Annotated in this window: 18 protein-coding genes; 15 read left to right on the top strand and 3 right to left on the bottom strand. The window is 69.6% G+C overall.

Annotated features, from left to right (window positions below; genetic code table 11):
- Nucleotides 1-105: 105 nt before the first annotated feature.
- From ACFY0U_RS40070 to ACFY0U_RS40060, 3 genes are all read right to left on the bottom strand, one after another.
- On the bottom strand, nucleotides 106-870 hold the full coding sequence (locus ACFY0U_RS40070; RefSeq protein ID WP_388644643.1) for an SDR family oxidoreductase: 765 nt from the start codon (nucleotides 868-870) through the stop codon (nucleotides 106-108).
- Between the two features lie 201 nt (nucleotides 871-1,071).
- On the bottom strand, nucleotides 1,072-1,743 hold the full coding sequence (locus tag ACFY0U_RS40065) for a ScbR family autoregulator-binding transcription factor (protein WP_388644640.1): 672 nt from the start codon (nucleotides 1,741-1,743) through the stop codon (nucleotides 1,072-1,074).
- A 781-nt stretch (nucleotides 1,744-2,524) separates the two neighbouring features.
- Nucleotides 2,525-3,517: a ScbA/BarX family gamma-butyrolactone biosynthesis protein gene (locus ACFY0U_RS40060; protein ID WP_388644637.1), complete on the bottom strand. Its 993-nt coding sequence runs from the start codon at nucleotides 3,515-3,517 to the stop codon at nucleotides 2,525-2,527.
- Nucleotides 3,518-3,853: 336 nt separating this feature from the next.
- Between ACFY0U_RS40060 and ACFY0U_RS40055 the strand changes: the two genes are divergently transcribed.
- The 15 genes from ACFY0U_RS40055 (at nucleotide 3,854) to ACFY0U_RS39985 (ending at nucleotide 24,319) form a co-directional block, all read left to right on the top strand.
- Nucleotides 3,854-4,042: an acyl-CoA carboxylase subunit epsilon gene (locus ACFY0U_RS40055; protein ID WP_388644635.1), complete on the top strand. Its 189-nt coding sequence runs from the start codon at nucleotides 3,854-3,856 to the stop codon at nucleotides 4,040-4,042.
- A gap of 123 nt (nucleotides 4,043-4,165) precedes the next feature.
- Entirely contained in the window at nucleotides 4,166-5,755 is a 1,590-nt protein-coding gene (locus tag ACFY0U_RS40050; protein WP_388644632.1) for an acyl-CoA carboxylase subunit beta, read from the top strand.
- A gap of 73 nt (nucleotides 5,756-5,828) precedes the next feature.
- A complete protein-coding gene (locus ACFY0U_RS40045) occupies nucleotides 5,829-6,482 on the top strand; it encodes a ScbR family autoregulator-binding transcription factor (RefSeq protein WP_388644629.1) in 654 nt (217 codons plus the stop codon).
- A 291-nt stretch (nucleotides 6,483-6,773) separates the two neighbouring features.
- The gene (locus tag ACFY0U_RS40040) at nucleotides 6,774-7,619 is read left to right on the top strand and encodes a BTAD domain-containing putative transcriptional regulator (RefSeq protein WP_388644627.1); all 846 of its coding nucleotides are present in this window, start codon (nucleotides 6,774-6,776) and stop codon (nucleotides 7,617-7,619) included.
- 565 nt (nucleotides 7,620-8,184) lie between these two features.
- The gene (locus tag ACFY0U_RS40035; protein WP_388644624.1) at nucleotides 8,185-9,006 is read left to right on the top strand and encodes a BTAD domain-containing putative transcriptional regulator; all 822 of its coding nucleotides are present in this window, start codon (nucleotides 8,185-8,187) and stop codon (nucleotides 9,004-9,006) included.
- A 463-nt stretch (nucleotides 9,007-9,469) separates the two neighbouring features.
- Complete coding sequence (locus tag ACFY0U_RS40030) at nucleotides 9,470-10,219, top strand: thioesterase II family protein (RefSeq protein WP_388644622.1); 750 nt, start codon at nucleotides 9,470-9,472, stop codon at nucleotides 10,217-10,219.
- 191 nt (nucleotides 10,220-10,410) lie between these two features.
- On the top strand, nucleotides 10,411-11,364 hold the full coding sequence (locus ACFY0U_RS40025) for an aromatase/cyclase (protein WP_388644619.1): 954 nt from the start codon (nucleotides 10,411-10,413) through the stop codon (nucleotides 11,362-11,364).
- Nucleotides 11,365-11,871: 507 nt separating this feature from the next.
- Entirely contained in the window at nucleotides 11,872-15,240 is a 3,369-nt protein-coding gene (locus ACFY0U_RS40020) for a condensation domain-containing protein (RefSeq protein WP_388644617.1), read from the top strand.
- Between the two features lie 335 nt (nucleotides 15,241-15,575).
- Entirely contained in the window at nucleotides 15,576-16,784 is a 1,209-nt protein-coding gene (gene metK / locus ACFY0U_RS40015; protein ID WP_388644614.1) for a methionine adenosyltransferase, read from the top strand.
- A gap of 88 nt (nucleotides 16,785-16,872) precedes the next feature.
- A complete protein-coding gene (locus ACFY0U_RS40010; protein ID WP_388644612.1) occupies nucleotides 16,873-17,856 on the top strand; it encodes a carbohydrate kinase family protein in 984 nt (327 codons plus the stop codon).
- A complete protein-coding gene (gene metH / locus ACFY0U_RS40005; RefSeq protein ID WP_388644610.1) occupies nucleotides 17,853-21,356 on the top strand; it encodes a methionine synthase in 3,504 nt (1,167 codons plus the stop codon). Before ACFY0U_RS40010 ends, metH begins: the two co-directional genes overlap by 4 nt.
- A complete protein-coding gene (gene metF / locus ACFY0U_RS40000; protein WP_388644607.1) occupies nucleotides 21,353-22,258 on the top strand; it encodes a methylenetetrahydrofolate reductase [NAD(P)H] in 906 nt (301 codons plus the stop codon). Before metH ends, metF begins: the two co-directional genes overlap by 4 nt.
- The gene (gene ahcY / locus ACFY0U_RS39995) at nucleotides 22,236-23,645 is read left to right on the top strand and encodes an adenosylhomocysteinase (protein WP_388644604.1); all 1,410 of its coding nucleotides are present in this window, start codon (nucleotides 22,236-22,238) and stop codon (nucleotides 23,643-23,645) included. Before metF ends, ahcY begins: the two co-directional genes overlap by 23 nt.
- A 22-nt stretch (nucleotides 23,646-23,667) precedes the next feature.
- Nucleotides 23,668-23,796, top strand: a complete 129-nt coding sequence (locus ACFY0U_RS39990; protein WP_388644601.1) for a hypothetical protein — start codon at nucleotides 23,668-23,670, stop codon at nucleotides 23,794-23,796.
- 196 nt (nucleotides 23,797-23,992) lie between these two features.
- Nucleotides 23,993-24,319 (top strand): DUF6059 family protein, encoded by a 327-nt coding sequence (locus ACFY0U_RS39985; RefSeq protein WP_388644598.1) that lies wholly within the window; start codon nucleotides 23,993-23,995, stop codon nucleotides 24,317-24,319.
- The last annotated feature ends 88 nt before the right edge of the window (nucleotides 24,320-24,407 follow it).

Raw genomic sequence — 24,407 nt, 5'->3', positions numbered from 1 at the left:
GACAAGAAACATACCGCGTATTCGGTTTGTTTCAAAGGGGGTATGGCCAGTCAGGCCAGGGCCGGGGCAGGCCAGGGAGGAGCAGGGGAGGGTGCCGGCGCGGGGTCAGAGACCGGAGCCGCCGCTGGCGTCGAGGCACTGACCGGTGATCCAACGGGACGCGTCCGAGGCCAGGAACGCCACGATCTCGGCGATGTCGGACGGCCGGCCGACCCGGTTGAAGACAGACCAGGAGGCGAGTTTCGCCGCGGCGTCCTCGGTTGCCCGCTTGCCCGCGTTCATGTCGGTCTCCACGAACCCGGGGCCGACCGCGTTCACCGTGATGCCACGGGGACCGAGTTCCTTGGCCAGGGCCAGGGTGAAGGTGTTCAAGGCCCCTTTGGTCATCGAGTACACGACGGATTCGGGGTAGGCGATGCGGGTGGCCGCCGAGGAGACGTTGATGATGCGGCCGCCGTTGCGCAGATTCTTCAGGCCTCGCTGCACAAGGAACAGCAGTGACCTGGTGTTCACGGCGAACAGGCGGTCGAACAGCTCGGGCGTCACCTCGTCGATCCGGGCGGATCCGCTGACTGCCGCGTTGTTGACGAGAATGTCGAGCTCGGGCCCCTGGCCCTGCCGCGCCAGACCGTCCTCCACCTGGGAGTACAGCGTCTCGATGTCGCCCGGTACGCCCAGTTCGGCCCGGACGGGAAAGGCCTGTCCGCCTTCCTGGCCGATCAACTCGACGGTCTCACGCGCTGCTTGTTGGTTCTCGCCGTAGTGAACCGCGACCAACGCTCCCTGGCGCGCGAGTTCGCGAGCGATCCCTCTGCCGATCCCTCGGCTGGCTCCCGTGACCAGTGCTGTCTTTCCGACGAGCGATCCCATGCCCCAACCCCCCATGCAGCAGACGGTAGATGTACCGGCCGTTAGTGCTTTGTGGCGTCAGCTGAGGGGCGTGGGGGGACCCCTGCCACCGGTACCGTGCGTCTGAACTGCCGAACGTCTCGAAACCGGATGTGACTCTCGATCCCAAAGTACACGCGGACCGGAGGTAACACGGCCCGGCACATGGCGCTGCCTTGCTGCTCAGTCGACCGCTACCGGCGCCTTCTGCTCCTCCATCAGGTCCTGGACCTCTTCGAAGACCTTGGCACCCTGGGACGCGGACAGCCGCAGGGAGGCGATCACGGAGGGCTGCGCCAGACTGGGCAGCAGGTGGCGGAGCATCTCACTGACCCTGTCGGTGAGGTCCTGATAGCCGCTCAGGACCTGGGACATGGACTGGACACCGGCGAAGGACCCCACGAACACGTCCGAGGACTTGGTCGGTACGACTTGCGGCAACAACTCGCCCTGGGCCTGTGCTTGCTTCAGCAGATCGTGTGTGATCTCGCTCCAGCGCAGGAACGGGCCGGTACGGTCCAGGCCTGTCGCCGTCTGGTCCATGGCCAGGCGCACGCTGGCGCGCACCATGGGATCGGTCTGGAGCCGGTACGCGTGCAGCATCGCCGTGTCCACGAGTTCCTGCAGCTTGCAGGGCCTGCTCGGGATGGAGAACTGGATGTGCTGTGCGTCGAGGACGCCGAACGCCAGTTCTTCCTTGGAGTTGAAATGGAAGTACAAGGCTCCCTTGGTCACTCCGGCCGTGGAGAGGATCTCGGAGATCGTGGCGGCTTGGTAGCCGTGCTCCTCGAAGACACTGGCTGCTGCCGTGAGGATCGTCCGACGGGTGCGGATCGCCCTGTCCTGTTTCGCCACTTTCGGCCTCCTCTGATCGATGAGCCCGGAGACCCACTAAAAAAACCGCCCAGTTTGTATCTTACAGACAACTGGAGATCGCGCACCCCTTCGGCCGTACGACTTTCAAGGAGTTGCGGAAAATCACCGTGCCGGGGAGGCGGGAAGCAGCGATTCGATCAGGGTGCGGAGAGGCGCCGCACCCCATCGGGTGGGGGCGAGTCCCCGGTGATCCTGGCGTCGGCGAGTCGTCGGAACAGGGGACGGCGAAGTGGTTGAGCGGCTTCCGGCCGAACTGCGTGTTCGCGTCATGGCCAGGGATTCCGCGAAGGCCGCGAGGGTGGTTGCGGCGGCTCGGACGGACGCCGGGTACCTCGCCGGTCCACGGTCGCCGACCGGGGTGCGCGGCCGGCGGTCCTCGGTGCCGTCCGCGTCGTCGGTGACGATGGCTCCCGGGGCGCCCGCACCGCACAAATGGCTGGAGTGCGACGGGTGGTGAGGTCTCCCCGGCCGTCGTTCTCGTCGTGCTCCAGCGGCACCGTCTTCCCCCCTGCCGCCGGAACACAGGGAGTCTGCCGAGCCCAGGGATGTCGCGGCGGCGCCGGGCCGCTGACCGGGGAGTGGGATGCCCCCTCCGGTCGCCGACCCGGCGCCGTGCCGCGGTTCGAGGAACCGGCGTTGAGCGGGTACGGGACGCGTCGAGCGGGCGCCGCCCTGTGGGAGCGGGCCGAAGCTCACTCGCGCACCGCGGGGCCGGTGCCGACACAGCGGGGGTGCGGGCCCCGCCATGTGGGACGGGCCGTTACGCGGCGGCCGGTGCCATGGTCAGGGTGGACCGGAACACAGGAGTCTCGTCCTGGTAGCCGGTCACGAGCACCGACTCGCCCCGGTCCGTGGCCGAGCCGGGGAGGCGGCGTGCTTCGATCACACAGGGAGCGTCCAGTTCCGCGTACTTCATGAACTCGCTGCTGATGTCGAGAGGCAGGGAAGGTCGGCCCAGGAGCGCGGTCGCGGCCTGGCGGGCGGCTTCCAGCAGCATCATGCCGGGCACGTGGTCGACCGGGTGATCGAAGAGAATCGGGTGGCGGGTGTCCACCCTCAGCAGCCAGCGGTCCGGTTCTCCGATGGGTGACAGGACGACGTCCATGGGGGAGACCCGGCCGACGTTCTGGGGCGCCATGGGAGCGGTGAGCGGCAGCTGCCGTTGCGCGGTGTCGCCGCGGTCGCCGCGCAGTCGTTCATAGACCTTGGCGGAGGTGCAGGTGAAATTGGCGCTTCCGGTCACGACGACCTGGCCGTTGCGGCGGATCACCGCGTTGAACCGGCAGCCTGCCAGCTTGTCGCCACGTCGCTTGACGTCCTCACAGGTCATCTCGACGTCGACCGAAGCCGGCGCGGTGCCGACGCGAAGGTGCGCCGGCTCTACGGAGACCGAGAGATCCCACATGAGGAAGTGGTAACCGAGCGGGACGCCGAACTCCGCGTGCGTCAGGAGCGTTCCGGCCTGCCGGATCGTTTCCGCTGCGATGAGCGGGTCGTGGCAGTCGTCCACGTTGGCGAAGAAGCTGTGCCCGCGAGGCCACTGGGCGGCGACGGTGAAGCGATCGTCGGTCACCCGCTCCCAGTCGGTCAGCATGACCTCGGCGACGCTCGCACGGTGGACGAGTTCCTTGGGAACAGTGGTGGTCAAGGACCGGTAGAGCAGGGCACGGGCCTCGATGGAGGCCATCGTGTCGCTCTCGGTGAGCGCCGCGCTGTGTTTCGCGCGATCCATGTGGAACGTGCTCGCAGACATGGTTCCCCCTGAGCCGCCTCGGCTTGAATGTGAGTGGTGGATCCCTCAGGAGAGCGAAGATACATACCATCCGGTTTAATTTCTAGAAGGAATGCCGCAGTCAGCCATGCGATAAATGGAACGATGCGTTCCCGAATGTGTAGATGATCATTGGCTGGCTCCTGGGGTGATGGAGACCCCGGCAGGTCTCCCGTGGTGCGCCGATTCATGGGGCGCCCGTCGTCGGCCGGGGCGCGTGTGACGTGACCCGCCCCCTACCTCAAGCGATCTGAAAGTCGTTCTTGAGTTGTTTCCCCGACCGTGTCTCCAGGCCCGACATAAAGGGGGATCGGTCGCATGGAGAGGGGAGAAGCCCTGATCAGGGTGGAGCGAGGGTGGCCTGACGAGGTGGAACTGGCCGCCGTGGTCACGGTACTGCTCGCCCTGCAGGCGGGCGCGGAGGAGGCGCCCGAGGAGCTGCCGGCGGCTGAAATCCGCTGGTGGCAGGAGCCGGACGCCTATGCGGCGCCCGAGAGTTGGCGCTGATGGCGAGGCATATCTCCCTAGTTCCTTCACTCCTCAACCAGAAACCGCATAAGCGGTTTGTTACGATGGCTTCATGGACCCGGGGCGGGACCTCCTCGGCCTTGTCCCAGGAAGGCACCTGACATGGCTATGACGAGCCGGGCTTCGACGGAACCGGGACCTGCCGATATACGCGGGCGCGTGGCGGAGCTGGACAGCATCCGCGAACAGGCGCTGGCCGGCCCCAGTCAGCAGGCGACCGAGGCGCAGCATGCCAAGGGCAAGCTGACCGCCCGGGAGCGGATCGAACTGCTGCTGGACCCGGGTTCGTTCCAGGAGGTCGAGCAACTGCGCCGGCACCGGGCAAGCGGTTTCGGACTGGAAGTGAAGAAGCCGTACACGGATGGTGTGGTCACCGGCTGGGGCACAGTCGATGGACGTACCGTTTTCGTGTACGCGCACGACTTCCGGATCTTCGGCGGCGCGCTGGGCGAGGCCCACGCCACCAAGATCCACAAGATCATGGACATGGCCATCGCTACTGGGGCTCCGCTGGTGTCGCTGAACGACGGCGCCGGCGCCCGCATCCAGGAAGGCGTCTCGGCGCTCGCCGGGTATGGCGGCATCTTCCAGCGCAACACGAAGGCCTCGGGTGTCATCCCGCAGATCTCGGTGATGCTGGGCCCGTGCGCGGGTGGTGCGGCCTACAGTCCCGCGCTGACGGACTTCGTGTTCATGGTCCGTGAGACCTCGCAGATGTTCATCACCGGCCCGGACGTGGTCAAGGCCGTGACCGGGGAAGAGATCTCGCAGAACGGGCTGGGCGGCGCGGACGTGCACGCCGAGACCTCGGGCGTGTGCCACTTCGCCTACGACGACGAGGAGACGTGCATCGCGGAGGTGCGCTACCTCCTGTCGTTGCTGCCGCAGAACAACCGCGAGGCCCCGCCGAGGGTGCGCGGCGGCGACTACATCGACCGGCGCTCGGACGCGCTCCTGGACCTGGTGCCGGCCGACGGCAACCGGCCGTACGACATGGCCAAGGTCATCGAGGAGGTCGTCGACGACGGCGAGTACCTGGAGGTCCACGAGGGCTGGGCGCGGAACATCATCTGCGCGCTGGGCCGGCTCGACGGGCAGACCGTCGCGTTCGTGGCCAACCAGCCCCAGACCCTGGCCGGCGTCCTGGACATCGAGGCCAGCGAAAAGGCCGCGCGCTTCGTCCAGATGTGCGACGCCTTCAATATCCCGATCATGACCTTCCTGGATGTCCCGGGCTTCCTCCCAGGTGTCGACCAGGAGCACGGCGGAATCATCAGGCACGGCGCGAAGCTGCTGTACGCCTACTGCAACGCGACCGTGCCGCGGGTCTCGCTGGTGCTGCGCAAGGCGTACGGCGGCGCGTACATCGTCATGGACTCCCAGTCCATCGGCGCCGACCTGACGTACGCGTGGCCGACGAACGAGATCGCCGTGATGGGCGCCGAGGGCGCAGCCAACGTCATCTTCCGCCGGCAGATAGCCGAGGCCGAGGACCCCGAGGCCATGCGGCAGAAGATGGTCAAGGAGTACAAGGCCGAGCTCATGCACCCGTACTACGCGGCCGAACGCGGTCTGGTGGACGACGTGATCGACCCGGCCCGGACTCGCGAGGTCCTCATCCGCTCCCTGGCCATGCTCCGCAGGAAGCACGCCGAGCTGCCCTCGCGCAAACACGGCAACCCCCCGCAATAGCAGTACGTTCCGAGGGACTTGGGATGTCGGTGCGGTGCCGGCCTTCGACGTCCCTGTTCTCAGGAGACAGCACATGGTCAAACAGGAGCGAGCGGCCCGCACCCGGCAGGCACTGATCCAGGCCGCGGCCGAGGTGTTCGCCGAGGAGGGCTTTGTCACCGCGTCGTTGAGCACCATCAGCAGGCGGGCCGGTGTCAGCAACGGTGCGCTGCACTTCCACTTCGCCAACAAGGGCATGCTCGCCGACGCGGTGGAGGCGGAGGCCGCCAAGGCCGTCCACCGCATCACCGAGGCGGCGCGGGCCTGGCAGGGCGACTCGCTGCAGACGGTGGTGGACGCCACCCACGAGCTGATGCGCAGCCTCGCCCACGACATCGTGGTCCGCGGCGGCTTCGAGCTCGCGGGCGACTGCACCCGCCGGGGGGAGACCTCCCTGCGCACGCAGTGGCAGCACTGGGTCGAGGACAGCCTCCGCCGGGCCGAGCGCAACGGTGCTCTGGCGGAAGGGGTGTCCTGGGCGGACAGCGCCCGCGTCATCGTCGCCGCGACCGCGGGTTTCGAGGTCCTCGGCGGCGATGACAACTCCTGGCTGTCGCGGCAGAACGTCACCCGCTTCTGGGAGGTGCTCCTGCCGCGGCTCGCCGGGCGGCAGGACCTGGACCGGCTGGTGAGCTCCGGCTCGCGGCCGTCGGCTGCCGTCTCCCCGGCGGAGCAGTCCTCGGGCTGACCTCGAACATTAGAAGACCGCATGGTCTGTTTCTCGATCGATCCTCGCCTGTATCGCCCTGTTACGCCCTGGAGGCTTGCTCTAGGGCGCCTTGAATCTCGCTAGAGAACCAATATATATGCAGGTAGAAGGCCTGTAGCCGCTACGTGTCCACTAAGAAAATACAGGATGTGCGGTTTGGTATTGACAGACCGCGCGTGCTGTTTTTTACTCTTGTCATGGCGCCGGACTGGCATCTGTTGACGGCCGCGGGCCGACCGGAGCACTCGGGCATAAGACAGGGGAGATCGCGTGGACATCGAGGTACTCGGCGCACTGGCCGTACAGGAGAACGGAATCTCCATCACGCCGACGGCCCCCAAGCCGCGGCAGGTGCTGGCGCTCCTGGCGCTGCACGCCGACCGGGTGGTGCCCGTCTCCGCCCTGATCGAGGAGCTGTGGGGCACCACGCCGCCGCGCAGCGCCCGCACCACCTTGCAGACATACGTCCTCCAGCTGCGCGAACTCATCGCCGTTGCCCTGGAGAAGGACGAGCACGACGGCGTTGAGGGGGAGGGCAGGCGGCGTACCGCCAAGGACGTGCTGGTGACGATGCCCAGCGGTTACATGCTGGCCAGCGGTGACGGCGAGAGTGACGTGCGCACCTTCGAGCGTCTTGCGGGCGTGGGATACCGGGCCATGGACGCGGGTGACTTCCCCGGTGCCGCGCGGCAGTTGCGGGAAGCGCTGATGCTGTGGTCCGGGACCGCCTTCGCGGACGTCCAGGCCGGGGCACAGCTGGACATGGAGATCAAGCGTCTCGAGGAGAGCCGGCTGTGCGCGCTCGACCAGCGCATCGAGGCCGATCTGCGGCTGGGGCGCCACCGTGAACTGCTGGCCGAGCTGACCGTTCTGGTGAATCGTTACCGCACTCATGAGAGCCTGCACGGCCAGTTCATGCTCGCGCTGTACCGCTCCGGGCGACGCGGAGAGGCCCTGGAGGTCTACCAGCGGCTGCGCGCCACACTGGTCCGGGACCTCGGTCTGGAGCCTTCGGCAGGGCTGCGGCGTCTGCAGCGGTCCATCCTCACCGCCAACCCCGAGACCACGGTGCCGGCGCCCAAGACCGGCAAGGAGCGCCTCGTTCCCACGAGTTGAGTGCCGCCCCCCTTTCCCAGGGCCTTCGCGCAGCCGGTCCCTCCGGTGTGCCGATGCCTTGGGAAGCGGCATGTACGGGCCCGAGAAGTGCGGAGCCCTGCGTACCGCCGCGTCCGGCCGATGCCGTGACGCACGCTCGTCCGCGACGCCCGTGATGCCCACCGGGATCTGTCGCACCTCTCGTCCGTGCCCGGACGTCACCCCGCCGCCGAGGCGCTGCTGCCTCACCCCCCGATGCCCGCGGCCCGATGCCGGGGGAGGGGCGGCATCGGGCCGATACGGCCCCTGCGTCGCAACGGTGCCGTACGTTCCGTAATCCGGTTTCTCTGCAACGGAATTCAACCGAAAAGGTAACCCGGCGGAGAGTTCTGTGATAGTGCGGCGCACCTTCTTCCAGTCGTCGTTTACATGCCCTTGAGTGGATCAATTTCCGGACTGTGGCCTTCAGTTGAAACGTCCTCAAGCTCCGGTTGAGGAAAGTCGGGTGTGGCGCGAATCCGGCTAGTGTGCTGACGGTGACGGAATTCAGCCACGAGAGGAACTCGACGAGGTACGGAGGAAAGCAGTGAAGATTCAAGTTCTGGGTCCGTTGAGTGCTGAGGTCAACGGGGGGTCGATTGTCCCGACGGCCGGTAAGCCGCGGCAGATTCTTTCCCTGCTCGCTCTCTACCCCGGACGGGTGATGCCTGTCCCCATGCTCATGGAAGAAATCTGGGGAACCGAACCGCCGCAGAGCGCGCTCACCACGCTTCAGACCTACATCCTGCAACTGCGCCGGCGCCTGGGCACCGCGATGGGACCCGACGCCCCCGGCGCGGCCAAGGAGGTGCTGGCCACCCGGCACGGCGGCTACCTGCTCCAGATATCGCCCGAGAGCGTCGACGTCCACGAGTACGAGCGCATGGTCACGGAAGGACGGTCGGCGTTCGAGTCCGGGGACGACGAGACTTCGGCCAATTGCTTCCGCAAGGCGCTGGAACTGTGGCGCGGCCCCGCACTGGTCGACGTACGGGTCGGACCGATCCTCCAGATCGAGGTCATGCGCCTGGAGGAGAGCCGGCTCGGCACCGTCGAGCGGCGCATCGACGCCGATCTGCGGCTCGGAAGGCACTCCGAACTCATCGCGGAGCTCGCCGAACTGACGGCACGCTACCCGCAGCACGAGGGGCTGCACTCGCAGGCCATGGTGGCGCTGTACCGGTCGGGGCGGCAGGCGTCGGCCCTGTCCGTCTACCGCAAGCTGCGCATCCGGCTCATCGAGGAGCTGGGCGTGGAGCCCTCGCCGCAGGTGCAGCGGTTGCACCAGGCGATGCTCGCCGTCGACCCGCAGCTGGACGTCTCCGCCGGCATCCGGCGCAGCTCGACCTTCGATCTCTACGCCGCCTGAGGCCGGCCGGAGCGGGGGCTCGAGTCGTACTCAGAGATCGTTGTCCATCAACGCCTCATCCCGGCATCGCGCTTGACCCCGCGGTGCCGGGTGGAGCGCGGCTTCGAGGCGGTGTGGAGAGTGCAGCGCGCGGGCCCGCGGTGTCCGCCCGGCGTCCGCTCGGCTCTCCCCGGCCGCAGCAGCGCTCAGGAGAACGCGGTGTTCCGCGACCGGTCTTCAGTACTACGGCCGAGTCGGCCGGAGCGGCCGGCCGGACCTCCCGATCGACGACGAAGACCTCCGTGCGACGGACCTCTCCGAGAGCTCTCCATGCAGGAGGTCTTCTCCATGATCACACCCTTCGGCCGTGCGGCCGAGCCGGCGAGAGCCGACCTCCGCCCGCCCTCAAGCGGTTTTTGAGGTCGTCCGGCGATTCTCGAACCCCACCCCCGTGTGTCCAGGGGCGGCGGGAGAGGAGGAAGCCATGTCGGACGGACCGGCGGTGCGACTGCACTGTTTCGCGCACTCCGAAGGGGGCCTCTCGATCTTCGATCACTGGGCCGCGAGCACCGGCCCCGGTGTCGAGGTGCTCCCGGTCGCCCTGCCGGGCGGTGAACGGCGGCGCTCCGAACCCCGGGTGACCACCCATGAGGGGCTGCTCGCCGATGTGCTGCCCCGGTTCACCGACCCGCGGCCCGACCCGTATGTGCTGTACGGGCACGGTCTCGGTGCCATGGTCGCCTTCACCGTCACGCGCGCGCTGCACGAGGCCGGCCTGCCCGGCCCCGCGCTGCTCGCCGTCGGTGCCTGCCCGCCGCCCGACACCCCCTCGGAGCTGCCGGACGCGCGCGGGGCGACGGACGCCGAACTGCTGCACGTCCTCGGCGGCAAGGGGGCCGTGCCGCCGCAGAGCGACGAAGGGATCTGGCTGCGGGCCATGCTGCCGGTGCTCCGCGCCGACCTGGAGCTCGCCCAGGCCCTGGAGGAGGCGGCCCGCAAGCCCTCGTCCGCGGGGCCGCTCACCACCCCCGTACTCGTGGTCGCCTCGCGGGAGAACCCGCTGGCGCCGCCCACGATCGCCGACGGCTGGCGGCAGTGGACCCAGGGGCCCACCTGGCTGCGTACCGTCCCCGGTCATCACTTCTTCGGACGGGGCCGTCAACTGCCGGGGCTGCTCGGCCGGGCCTGCCGCGTCACCCACCGCCTGGCCCGGGAGAGCGTGCCTGTCGGCTGAACCTGTACCGCCGGTCAATCCGGTGCGGACGTGCAATGTCTGCGCCTCTGAATTCTTGCGCGACGCGGCAGTCGACGGCTGACGGGACCAGCGCTATTCGATCTGCTTTCCGCTCGTTCTTCAGCGGTTTTCATCCGGCCGTCTGAATTCTGTTCGCGTACCCGTCGGCGCAATGTAGGAGAGGTGTTCAGATGTCTGTTGAGCTCGCGGAGAAGACGACGCACAAGGTCCATGTGTCCGCACCCGCCGGTGTGGTCTACGCCCTCTTTGCCGATGCGGTGAACTGGCCGCTCTATTTCTCCCCGAGCGTTCATGTGGAACGCCTGGAGTTCGACGGCGAACGGGAGCGGCTGCGGACATGGTGTTTCATGGACGGCCAGCTGAAGTCCTGGACCTCATGGCGGCACCTGGACCCGGTGAACCGCCGTGTGGAATTCCGGCAGGAGCTGCCCGCGCCCCCGTTGAGCTCACTGGGCGGCGCCGTGCACGTCCGTCCCGCGGGGCCGCACGGCAGCGAGCTGGAACTGCTGTACGACTTCAGCGTCGTCGACGACCTGCCCGCCGACGTGGCGTGGGCGGAACGCGCCGCCGAGGGACACAGCCGCAGCCAGCTCACCGACCTGAAGGCGGTCGCCGAGCGCTGGGCGCGCCTGGACGAACTCGTCCTGACCTTCGAGGAGTCGGTGCACGTCAACGGACCGGCCGAGCTGGTCTACGACTTCCTGTACCGGGCCGGGGACTGGCCGGACATGGTGCCGCACGTCACCCGGGTCGACCTGTCCGAGGACGAGCCCGGAGTGCAGCGCATGAGCATGGAGACGCTGACCGAGTTCGGTACGCACACCACGGACTCGGTGCGGATCTGCTTCCCGCACGCCGAGCGCATCATCCACAAGCAGACCACGACCTCCGCCCTGCTGGAGGCCCACATCGGCGAATGGTCCGTCGTCCCCGAGGAGCGGGGCGTGACCGTCATCGCGCAGCACACCGTCGTCCTGCGCGAGGAGAACATCGCCGCCGAACTGGGCGAGGACGCGAGCCTGGACCACGCCCGCCGGCATGTGCGCGAGGCGATCGGCCGCAACAGCCGCGTGCTGCTCGCCCATGCCAAGCAGCACGCGGAGACCGCCGTCCGCATGCTGTGACGGCGGCACCGGGCGGGGCACACGGGTATCGGACACGCCGCTCTTGGATGGGCCCTGCCGGGCTTGGGCACCGCTGTACACCCGCTTGGGAAATCGGACGGGGGAGGGGTGCTGCCGTTAGCGTGCTGAGACGGAGTGTGGTGGATATCTGCTGACCAGGAGGCGTCATGGAAGCGAGGCAGCGCGGCAGCGCCCCCGTGTGTTCCATGGCCGGCCGCCCGCGTCGCGGCCACTTCCTCCGGCCTGGCTCCATCGGGCATGCGCGCGGGCTCTCCGCCCCGCCTGCCGTCCGTCCTCGGGCGTTGTCCTGTCTTCGGCACGGCCCTGTACGGCGCAACCGGGCGCGAACCGTCCACCACGCCTTCAGGGCCGGACTCGGCACGCCGCCCACCGGAACGGCGGCACGGTCCTCACAAGGGCCGTGCGTCGCAGCTCAGCCAGCGCCTACAGAGGAGAGGAGGGAGGGGACCGCGCCGGTCGCAGCGGACCGCACGTCCCCGGACACGCATGACAGTTTCCCGTTCCTCCCACGCGGCGGTCTCCGTGGTCGTCGACCCCGGGCCCCCTCCCCACACGGCCCCGTGGGACCTCGAGTTGCGCGGCCCTCTCGACCCCGCCGCGCTGGAAGACGTCCTGGGCGAGCTCGCCGCCGGTGACCCGGGCCGGCCCGGGTGGCAGCACCGGCTGCTGCGGCACGGCCCCGACCATCACACGCTCCGCTTCATCCAGCGCGACGGTGCGATCGCGGCGTCCGTGGTGGGCCGTATCGCCGATCTCCTCACCGAGCCCGCGGTGACCGACCGTCCGCTCGTCCCCGCCCAGTGCGCGGTCCTCGCCCGTCCCGCACGGCACCGCTACGAGGCGGTGTTCATCGAGCTCGCCGCTTCGCCGGACGCCGGCGTGGTGCGTGAGGCGCTGCGTTCCGTCGTGGCCGCCCACCCTCAGCTGCGCTCCCGCCTCGACACGACGGGCGGCCGTCTGACCGGGCAGGCCGCGACCGTGGACGACCAGGACCTGTTGGCGCAGGGGGAGTTCACCGACGAGGCCGACTTCGCCACGGCGGTTGCCTCCGTCGGCCACGTGCTCGGTGCGAGCACCGGCGTCCAGCTGCGGGCACTGCTGGCCCGGGACCGTCGTACGACAGGACCGCGCGCCGACCGGCTCGCGGTGATCGTCCATCAACTCGCGGTGGACGCCGCGTCCTGGCGGATCCTGCTGGACGACCTGACCGCCGCCCTCGGAGCGGCCACGGCCGGCCTTCCCGTACGGCCCCGGCGCGTGCCCGACCCGCTGACCGACTGGGTCGGTGAACTGCGGGAACTGGCCCACGACCCCGACGAGGTCCGCCACTGGTCCCGCGTCGCCGACCGCAGGGCCCGCACGCTCGGCGCCCGCAGTTCCGCCGCGCTGACCCGGTCCGGCGAGGCGGCCGACACCGCCCCGGCGCAGGCCTGGGACAGCAGTGGGACGGCGCAGGAGCGGCACATCGACGTCGTCCTGGACGAGGCAGTGACCGAGCGGGTCACCCAAGGTCTGGCCGGGCGGCTCGCGTTGACCGACGTGCAGGTGCTGACCGGGGCGTTCGCCCTGGCCCTCGCCCGCTGGCAGCGCGTCGACGAGGTCGGCTTCGACGTGCGCAGCGACCCCAGGGCCGGCCATCCGGGCCTACGGCGCCACGTGGGCCGGCTCACCGATGTGCACCCGGTCCATCTCACCCTCGACCCCGGCCTCGACCCCATCGGCCAACTGGCCGCTGTGGCGGGCCCGTTGGCGGCCTGCGCCGGACAGGCGGCGGGCGGCGCCGGATTCGGGGCCTGCCGGGAGTGGAGCCCCGATCCGCTGCTGCGCGACGCTCTGCGCGAACTGGAGCCCGCCCCGGCCTGTCTGATCCTGCACGGCCCGGACGAACTCCTGCCCGAATCCGCCCGCCCCGTATCCGGCAGCGCGCCCAGCCGGCCCGCGCACCGTCTCGACGTACGCGTCCACCTCGTCGGCGGCAGACTGCGCCTCGGCCTGGACTGGGTGCCCGACCCGGCCCACGGCATCACCGACACCTCCGTGGCCGCCCTCGCCGACCTGCTGCGCGAGGTGCTCGGGGAGCTGGCGGACGCGGCCACCGCCCCCATCCCGTCCCTCTTCCGGGCCAGCCCTCAGCAGACGGCGCTGTACCAGGGCAGCGACGCACAGCCCGGCACCGGCCGGCACGTCGAGCAGCTCGTGTGGGTCTGGCACGGCCCGCTCGACATCGAACGCTTCACCTCCGCATGGCAGTCGGTCTTCGACTGCGAAACCGTGCTGCGTACCGCGTTCACCGGCGGCCCCGAACCACAGCTCATGGTGCACAGCCGGGTCACCCCCGAGATCACCGTCCGGGTCCGGCGCGGCGCCGACGACGAGCTGTCCGCCCTGCTGGAGCGCGACCGGCTGCGCGGCTTCGACCTGCGCTGCCCCGGACCGCTGCGCCTGACCCTGCTGGGGTCGGAGCAGAGCCCGCTCGAGGGCGCCGCCTCACCCACCCGGATCGTGCTCACCTACCACCGGGCCCTGCTCGACACCTGGAGCGCGCACATCATGCTGCGCGAGTTCCACCGCGCCTATCTCGCGGGCGGATCCCTGCCCGGCGGTGAGCGCCGACCCGATCTGCGGGACTACACCGCCTGGATCGCGGCCCAGGACCTGGAACCCGTACGGGGGTTCTGGGCGCGTTCCGTACCGCCCGCCGATGCGGCGTCGCGCCCGGGCCGGCCCGGCGGGGCCACCGGGCTGACCGGAGTGGGTCGCTCGCGGCTGCGTCTGGACTCTGCAGAAACCATCCGCCTCGCGCGCTGGGCCGGCATGTGGGGCATCGCGGAGAGCAGCGTGCTCCAGGCCGTCTGGGCGATGCTGATCCACCGCGCCTCCGGCGCCACCGGACCCGCCTCGGTCTGCTTCGCGGTCACCGTCCCGGGGCGTGGCATACCGCTCGACGGTGTCGCCCGGATGCTGGGACCGCTGCGCAACTCGCTGCCGATGTCCGTCGAGGTCGACCCGGCGGGGACCCTGCCGCACCTGATGCGGCAACTGCGGGACCACGCCCTGGACATGGCCGCCTACGAATGGGTGCCCGCCGACTGGATCCGGCCCCCGGGCCGGCGCGGCGCGGGCACCGACCCCGCCGCCACCGTCATCGTCTTCGAGGATCCGCCGCATCCGGTGGAGGGGCTGGAGGGCGAACTCGCCGCGCAGGGCATCCGGGCCGAGTTCACGGGCGCCGTACCCGCCCGCTCGGTACTGCCCATCGGGCTGCTCGCCCACCACGACGGCGCGGGCGGCCTGGTCCTGACGGGGGTGTACGACCGTGACGTGCTCGACGAGGAGGCGGCTGCCGAACTGCTGATGCAGAGCGCCCTGCTGCTGCGCGAACTCCCCTTGTGGGCGGGCGAGTCCACCACCGTCGCCGACGCCGTGAAGCTGCTGGAGGGCAGGGCCGTGCCGCGGATGGCCGAGGTCTCGGGGGAGGGCGGGGACGAGCCGCTGCTCACCCTGCGCACGGCGGGGCAGGAGCAGGCGGGCACCATCTGTCTGGTCCTGCCGCCGGGCGCGCCCGCCACCTGCTACGACCTGCTGGCCCACGCCTATGCGGGCCCCCAGGAACTGCTGGTGCTCACCGGCGACGCCGACCGTGCCCGGCCCGCCCTGGCCGCGCACGGCACCGGACGGCTGCTGCTCGGCGGTTTCTCCGGTGCCGGCACCCTCGCCTGCGACCTCGCCCGGCGTATCGCGTCCGACGGCGGCCGCCCGCCCCGCGTGGTGCTCGCCGGCGCGGGCGCGGACGAGGAGGAACGGACCCATGACCTCGCCCGGGCCCTTCAGGACGCCGTCGCGCCTGACGTCTGAGGGGGGTTGGGTCGGCCCGGAGGTGCCTCTGAGGTCGGTTGCTTCGAAGGTGCCGGAACGCCGGTCGCTCTGATGGCGGTTGGGGCTGACTTCGGGGCGGTGCCGCAGGGCGTCGCTCGGCAAGGCGGGACGTGCGCCATGACATCGCCGCGCCATGACATCGACGTACCACGAGCGAAACGGCCGCACCGTCGCCGGAACGATCGTCTCCGCTGTGGTTCCGCCACTCTTCGAGCGCTCCTCGTTCGTAGTCGTACATCTTCGGAAGGGTCACGGGTGACCTCGCCCGGTCTCTGACGCCCTTCGTGCTTTGGGCCGCAACCATCAGGAGAGCCATGTCCCGTCGTCTGTTCACCTCGGAATCCGTGACCGAGGGTCACCCCGACAAGATCGCCGATCGGATCAGCGACACCATCCTCGATGCGCTGCTGAGCCAGGACCCCACCTCGCGCGTCGCCGTGGAGACCCTGATCACCACCGGTCAGGTGCACATCGCCGGCGAGGTCACCACCGCGGCCTACGCCCCGATCGCCCAACTCGTGCGCGACGCCATCCTCGACATCGGCTACGACTCCTCGGCCAAGGGCTTCGACGGCGCCTCCTGCGGTGTCTCGGTGTCCATCGGCGCGCAGTCCCCCGACATCGCCCAGGGTGTCGACACCGCCTATGAGAAGCGGGTCGAGGGCGACGAGGACGAGCTCGACAAGCAGGGCGCCGGCGACCAGGGCCTCATGTTCGGCTACGCCACGAACGAGACGCCCAACCTGATGCCGCTGCCCATCGAGCTGGCCCACCGGCTCTCCCGCCGGCTCACCCAGGTCCGCAAGGACGGCACCGTCCCCTACCTGCGCCCCGACGGCAAGACGCAGGTCACCATCGAGTACGACGGCGACAAGGCCGTCCGCCTCGACACGGTCGTGGTCTCCTCGCAGCACGCCTCCGACATCGACCTGGACTCGCTGCTCACCCCCGACATCCGCGACGAGGTCGTCGAGTACGTGCTCAAGCAGCTCGCCGACGAGGGCATCAAGCTGGAGACCGAGGGCTACCGCCTCCTCGTGAACCCGACCGGCCGCTTCGAGATCGGCGGGCCGATGGGTGACGCCGGGCTCACCGGCCGCAAGATCATCATCGACACGTACGGCGGCATGGCCCGCCACGGTGGCGGCGCTTTCTCCGGCAAGGACCCGTCCAAGGTGGACCGTTCGGCCGCGTACGCGATGCGCTGGGTCGCCAAGAACGTCGTCGCGGCCGGTCTCGCCTCGCGGTGCGAGGTGCAGGTGGCGTACGCGATCGGCAAGGCCGAGCCCGTCGGTCTCTTCGTCGAGACCTTCGGCACCCACACCATCCCGGTGGAGAAGATCCAGCAGGCCATCGGCGAGGTCTTCGACCTGCGTCCGGCCGCGATCATCCGCGACCTGGAACTGCTGCGCCCGATCTACGCCCAGACCGCCGCGTACGGCCACTTCGGCCGTGAGCTGCCCGACTTCACCTGGGAGCGCACCGACCGCGCCCAGCAGCTCAAGGCAGCCGCGGGCATCTGAGCCCGACACCTGACGGCCGGGCCCGACGGTCGCGGCCGGCGCCGTGCGACACCGGCGATCAGCGACCGAAGCGACCGAAGGAGTTCCCGTGCGCATCGCGGTGACAGGATCCATAGCCACCGACCACCTGATGGTCTTCCCCGGACGGTTCACGGACCAGCTGCTGCCCGAGCAGCTGGCCCACATCTCGCTGTCCTTCCTCGTCGACCGCCTCGAGGTGCGCCGGGGCGGCGTCGCTGCCAACATCGCCTTCGGGCTCGGCGGCTTCGACCTGTCGCCGCTCCTGGTCGGGGCGGTCGGCACGGACTTCGCCGAGTACGCGGTCTGGCTGAAGGAACACGGCGTCGACACCGGGGGAGTGCACACCTCCGCCCAGCACCAGACGGCCCGCTTCATGTGCATCACCGACGAGGACGCCAACCAGATCGCCGCGTTCTACGCGGGCGCCATGGCCGAAGCGCACGACATCGACCTCGGCGCCCTCGTCACCGGCCCCGACCGCCCCGGCCTCGTCCTCGTCTCGCCCAACGACCCGGCGGCCATGCTCCGCCACACCGCAGAGTGCCGGGCCCTCGGCCTCCCCTTCGCGGCCGACCCCTCGCAGCAGCTGGCCCGCCTGGACGGCGACCAGGTCCGCGAACTCGTGGACGGCGCCACCTGGCTGTTCACCAACGAGTACGAGGCCGCGCTGCTCAAGGAGCGCACCGGCTGGAGCCGCACCGAGATCCTCGCGGTCGTCGGCACCTGGGTCACCACCCTCGGCGAGAAGGGCGTGCGCATCGAACGCGCCGGACAGCCCCCGCTCGTCGTCCCCGCGGTCCCCGACACCGACACGGCCGACCCGACCGGAGTCGGCGACGCCTTCCGCGCCGGCTTCCTGGCCGCCGTCAGCCACGGCGTCCCGCTCGAACCCGCGGCCCGACTGGGCTGCGCGCTGGCCTCCGTGGTCCTCGGCGCGGTGGGCTCCCAGTCCTACGAGGTCGACCTGGCACAGCTGTCCGGCATCGTCGAGCGAGCCTACGGCCCCGGTACGGCCGACCCGCTCGCGCCAGTCCTCGGAGAACACTCATGACCGCTGACCACCGGACCCGCATCGCCGCACTCCGCGAGGCCTTCGCCACCCGTGTGGTGGTCGCCGACGGGGCGATGGGCACCATGCTGCAGGCCCAGGACCCCACGCTGGAGGACTTCCAGCAGCTCGAAGGCTGCAACGAGATCCTCAACGTCACCCGCCCGGACATCGTGCGCTCGGTGCACGCCGAGTACTTCGACGCCGGAGTCGACTGCGTCGAGACCAACACCTTCGGCGCCAACCACGCGGCCCTCGGCGAGTACGACATCCCCGAGCGCGTCCACGAACTCTCCGAAGCCGGCGCCCGCGTGGCCCGCGATACAGCCGACGAGTACACCGCCCGCGACGGCCGCCAGCGCTGGGTCCTCGGCTCGATCGGCCCCGGCACCAAGCTGCCCACGCTCGGCCACGCCCCCTACACCACCCTGCGCGACGCCTTCCAGCAGAACGCCGAGGGCCTGGTCGCGGGCGGCGCCGACGCCCTGCTCGTCGAGACCACCCAGGACCTGCTCCAGACCAAGGCCGCCGTCCTCGGTGCCCGCCGTGGTCTGGCCGCACTCGGTGTGGATCTGCCGCTCATCGTGTCGGTGACGGTGGAGACGACCGGCACCATGCTGCTCGGCTCGGAGATCGGCGCCGCGCTGACCGCGCTGGAGCCGCTCGGTATCGACATGATCGGCCTGAACTGTGCGACCGGGCCCGCCGAGATGAGCGAGCACCTGCGCTATCTGGCCCGGCACTCCCGCATCCAGCTGTCCTGTATGCCGAACGCCGGTCTGCCGGTGCTGGGCAAGGACGGCGCCCACTATCCGCTGGGCGCCCCGGAGTTGGCCGACGCGCAGGAGAACTTCGTCCGCGACTACGGTCTCTCGCTGGTCGGCGGCTGCTGCGGTACGACGCCGGAGCACCTGCGCCAGGTCGTCGAGCGGGTGCGTGGACTTGCCCCGACCGCACGGGATCCGCGTCCGGAACCCGGTGCGGCTTCGCTGTATCAGACGGTGCCGTTCCGGCAGGATACGTCGTACATGGCGATCGGCGAGCGGACGAACGCGAACGGGTCGAAGAAGTTCCGCGAGGCCATGCTGGAGGGCCGCTGGGACGACTGCGTCGAGATGGCCCGCGACCAGATCCGCGAGGGCGCGCACATGCTCGACCTGTGCGTGGACTACGTCGGCCGCGACGGCGTCGCCGACATGGAGGAACTGGCCGGGCGGTTCGCCACCGCCTCCACGCTGCCGATCGTGCTGGACTCCACCGAGGTCGACGTCATTCAGGCCGGGCTGGAGAAGCTCGGCGGGCGTGCGGTCATCAACTCGGTCAACTACGAGGACGGGGACGGTCCCGAGTCCCGGTTCGTGAAGGTCACCCGGCTCGCCCAGGAGCACGGCGCCGCCCTGATCGCGCTGACCATCGACGAGGAGGGGCAGGCCCGCACCGTCGAGAAGAAGGTCGAGATCGCCGAGCGGCTGATCGACGACCTGACCGGCAACTGGGGCATCCACGAGTCGGACATCCTCATCGACACCCTGACCTTCACCATCTGCACCGGTCAGGAGGAGTCCCGGGGCGACGGCATCGCCACCATCGAGGCGATCCGCGAGCTCAAGCGCCGTCATCCGGATGTGCAGACAACCCTGGGTCTGTCGAACATCTCCTTCGGGCTGAACCCGGCCGCCCGCATCCTGCTCAACTCGGTGTTCCTGGACGAGTGCGTCAAGGCGGGGCTGGACTCGGCGATCGTGCACGCGTCGAAGATCCTGCCGATCGCCCGGTTCAGCGAGGAAGAGGTGACCACCGCCCTCGATCTCATCTACGACCGGCGTGCCGAGGGCTATGACCCGCTCCAGAAGCTGATGGCCCTGTTCGAGGGCGCCACCGCGAAGTCGCTCAAGGCGGGCAAGGCCGAGGAACTCGCCGCCCTTCCGCTGGATGAGCGTCTTCAGCGGCGCATCATCGACGGTGAGAAGAACGGGCTGGAGGCCGACCTCGACGAGGCTCTCCAGGACACGCCCGCTCTGGACATCGTCAACAACACCCTCCTGGAGGGCATGAAGGTCGTCGGTGAGCTGTTCGGGTCCGGGCAGATGCAGTTGCCGTTCGTGCTCCAGTCCGCGGAGGTCATGAAGACCGCGGTGGCCCATCTCGAACCGCACATGGAGAAGTCGGACGCCGAGGGCAAGGGCACGATCGTGCTGGCCACCGTGCGTGGGGACGTGCACGACATCGGCAAGAACCTCGTCGACATCATCCTGTCCAACAACGGCTACAACGTGGTCAACATCGGGATCAAGCAGCCGGTCTCCGCGATCCTGGAAGCCGCCGCTGAGCACAAGGCCGATGTGATCGGCATGTCCGGGCTCCTGGTCAAGTCCACGGTGATCATGAAGGAGAACCTGGAGGAGCTCAACCAGCGCGGGCTGGCGGCCGACTACCCCGTGATCCTCGGTGGTGCGGCGCTCACGCGGGCGTATGTCGAGCAGGATCTGCACGAGATCTACGAGGGCGAAGTCCGGTACGCCCGCGACGCGTTCGAGGGGCTGCGGCTCATGGACGCGCTCATCGCGGTCAAGCGGGGCGTGCCCGGTGCCAAGCTGCCCGAGCTGAAGCAGCGGCGGGTCAAGAGCACCGCGACCGCCGCCGTCGTCGTGGCGGAGAGCCCCGAACAGGGACGCTCCGACGTCGCCGTCGACAACCCCGTGCCCACGCCGCCGTTCTGGGGCACCCGTGTCGTCAAGGGCATCCAGCTCAAGGAGTACGCGTCCTGGCTCGACGAGGGCGCCCTCTTCAAGGGGCAGTGGGGCCTCAAGCAGGCCCGCAAGGGCGACGGGCCGACCTACGAGGAGCTCGTGGAGACCGAGGGGCGGCCCCGGCTGCGCGGCTGGCTCGACCGGCTCCAGACAGAGAACCTGCTTGAGGCGGCCGTCGTCCACGGCTACTTCCGCGCCGTCTCCAAGGGCGACGACCTGATCCTGCTCGACGAGAACGGGTCCGAACTGACCCGGTTCTCCTTCCCGCGTCAGCGCCGGGGCCGGCGACTGTGCCTCGCGGACTTCTTCCGGCCCGAAGAGTCGGGGGAGACGGACGTCGTCGGTCTCCAGGTCGTCACCGTCGGCTCCCGGATCGGGGAGGAGACGGCCAAGCTGTTCGAGGCCGACGCCTACCGCGACTACCTCGAACTGCACGGTCTGTCCGTGCAGTTGGCCGAAGCGCTCGCCGAGTACTGGCACGCGCGCGTGCGCGACGAGCTCGGGATCGCCGCGGGCGACCCGGGCTCGCTGGACGGCATGTTCCGTACCGAGTACCAGGGCTGCCGCTACTCCCTCGGCTACCCGGCCTGCCCCGACCTGGAGGACCGGGCGAAGATCGCCGAGCTGCTCCAGCCGGAGCGCATCGGGGTTCATCTGTCCGAGGAGTTCCAGCTGCACCCCGAGCAGTCCACGGACGCGATCGTCCTGCACCACCCCGAGGCCAGCTACTTCAACGCCGGAGGCCGGGAATGAGCACCCTGCGCGACATCCTCGACAGAGGGACGCCGTCGTTCTCCTTCGAGTTCTTCCCGCCGAAGACGGCCAAGGGGGAGCGGACGCTGTGGGAGGCGATCCGCCGGATCGAGCCGCTCGCACCGAGCTTCGTGTCGGTCACCTACGGGGCCGGCGGCTCCTCCCGGGACCGCACCGTCGAGGTGACCAAACGGATCGCGACCGACACGACCCTGCGCCCCGTCGCCCACCTCACCGCCGTCGGCCACTCGGTGGCGGAGCTGCGGCACATCATCGGCCAGTACGCCGACGCCGGGGTCCGCGACGTCCTCGCCCTGCGCGGCGACCCGCCCGGCGACCCGAACGCCCCCTGGATCCCGCACCCCGCCGGCTTCACCCACGCCGACGAACTGGTGCGGCTGGTCAAGGAATCGGGGGAGTTCAGCGTCGGGGTGGCCGCCTTCCCGGAGCGGCATCCGCGCTCGGCGGACTGGGACAGCGAGATCCGGCACTTCGTCGCCAAGTGCAGGGCGGGCGCCGACTACGCCATCACCCAGATGTTCTTCGACGTCGAGGACTATCTGCGGCTGCGCGACCGGGTGGCCGCCGCGGGCTGCGACACCCCGATCATCCCGGAGATCATGCCGGCCACCGACGTACGCCAGATCGCCCGCTTCGCCGAACTCAGCGGCGCCGCCTTCCCCGAGGACCTCGCCCACCGCCTGGACGCCGTGCGCGACAACCCGGCCGACGGCCACCGCATCGGCGTCGAGTACGCCACCGCGATGGCCGAGCGGCTCCTCGCCGAAGGCGCCCCGGGGCTGCACTACATCACCCTGAACCGTTCGACGGCGACGCTCGAAATCCACCGCAACGTACTGAACTCAAGGAGTGCCCAGCATGCCCTCGCAGCCCAGCGCTGACTTCACGGACTTCAAGGTCGCCGACCTCTCCCTCGCCGAGTTCGGCCGCAAGGAGATCACCCTCGCCGAGCACGAGATGCCCGGTCTGATGGCGATCCGCAAGGAGTACGCCGAGGCGCAGCCGCTCGCCGGCGCGCGGATCACGGGCTCGCTCCACATGACGGTGCAGACCGCCGTGCTCATCGAGACGCTCGTCGCCCTGGGCGCCGAGGTGCGCTGGGTGTCCTGCAACATCTTCTCCACCCAGGACCACGCGGCCGCAGCCATCGCCGCCGCCGGCATCCCGGTCTTCGCCTGGAAGGGCGAGACCCTGGAGGAGTACTGGTGGTGCACCGAGCAGGCCCTCACCTGGCCCGGGCACGCCGGCCCCAACATGATCCTCGACGACGGCGGTGACGCCACGCTCCTCGTCCACAAGGGCGTCGAGTACCGCAAGACGGGCCAGCTGCCGGTCGCCGAGAACGAGGAACTGGCCGTGGTGCGGGCCCTGTTGGAGAACAGCCCGCTGGACTGGACGCGGATCGCCTCGGAGATCCGCGGGGTGTCCGAGGAGACCACGACCGGCGTGCACCGGCTGTACGAGATGCAGCGCGACGGGGTGCTGCTGTTCCCGGCGATCAACGTGAACGACGCCGTCACCAAGTCGAAGTTCGACAACAAGTACGGCTGCCGGCACTCCCTCATCGACGGCATCAACCGGGCCACCGACGTCCTCATCGGCGGCAAGACCGCCGTCGTGTTCGGGTACGGCGATGTCGGCAAGGGGAGCGCGGAGTCGCTCCGCGGACAGGGCGCCCGGGTCATCGTCACCGAGATCGACCCGATCTGTGCCCTCCAGGCCGCGATGGACGGCTACCAGGTGACCACGCTGGACGAGGTCGTCGAGACCGCCGACATCTTCATCACCACGACCGGCAACAAGGACATCATCATGGCCTCGGACATGGCCAGGATGAAGCATCAGGCGATCGTCGGGAACATCGGTCACTTCGACAACGAGATCGACATGGCCGGTCTGGCGAGCGTGCCGGGCATCGTCAAGGACGAGGTCAAGCCGCAGGTCCACACCTGGACCTTCCCCGACGGCAAGACGATCATCGTGCTGTCCGAGGGCCGCCTGCTGAACCTGGGCAACGCCACCGGGCACCCCTCGTTCGTGATGTCCAACTCCTTCGCGGACCAGACGCTGGCCCAGATCGAGCTGTTCACCAAGCAGGCCGAGTACCCGATCGGCGTCTACACGCTGCCCAAGCACCTCGACGAGAAGGTCGCCCGCCTCCACCTGGACGCGCTCGGTGTGAAGCTGACGACGCTGCGCCCGGAGCAGGCCTCCTACATCGGCGTCGAGGTCGAGGGCCCCTACAAGCCGGACCACTACCGCTACTGAGCCGACCGAGCAGGAGGACCAGGTGTACGACATCTTGGAGGAGGACCTCAGACAGTCCCATGACGTCCCGGCCCTCGCCCCGCCGCTCCGGCTCGCCGGCATCGACGAGGACGACAGCTGGGAACCCCACGTCGTACGCGGTATCGACTGACCTACTTCTGACGTTCCTTCCCGGCCCATCCACGAGGCGCGCCGCAGCAGTTGTGCGGCGCGCCTCGTCGTGGTGTCCGCGCGGCCGCGGTGGCCGGAAAACAGCATCGCCGTGCGCCAAGGCTTCTCGACCGGTCCACGAGTGAACCTTGTCAATCTCTATAGGAAACGACGAGTGGAGGCGTGGAGGTGCAGTCATGATTCGGATGCTGCGTGGCGTGCTGCGGGTGACGATCTGCCGCTGTCTGCGGCCTCTTTGGCGGGGCCTGGCGTCCTACGGAGCCATCTATGTCGGCCCGGAGGCGTTGCAGGCCATGGAGCCGCCCCGTACGGCCTCACGCTCCCAGAACCGCCTGGTGCGCTATGCGCAGGGCCGGTTCCTGGTGCTGCCACCAGGGGTGGGCGGGCCGCCGCCGGCGCACCCCGAGCGGCTGCGTGAGGACGTACCGCTGTCCCCGCAGGAACAGCAGCTCGTACGCGACGTGTGGCCCGCCTACGAGCAGCACGCCCGCGGCCGCGGGTGACGGACGAGAAGGGCCGGGGGGGGGGGGGGGGGTTTGGGGGGGGGGGGGGGGGGGGGGGGGGGGGGGGCGGGGGGGGGGGCGCGCGGCG

It is taken from the genome of Streptomyces sp. NPDC001536 (assembly GCF_042894505.1).
In the GTDB taxonomy this organism is placed as follows: Bacteria; Actinomycetota; Actinomycetes; order Streptomycetales; family Streptomycetaceae; genus Streptomyces.
Note: the sequence above shows the minus strand (reverse complement) of the source record. Positions and strands in the feature narration are given on the sequence as shown.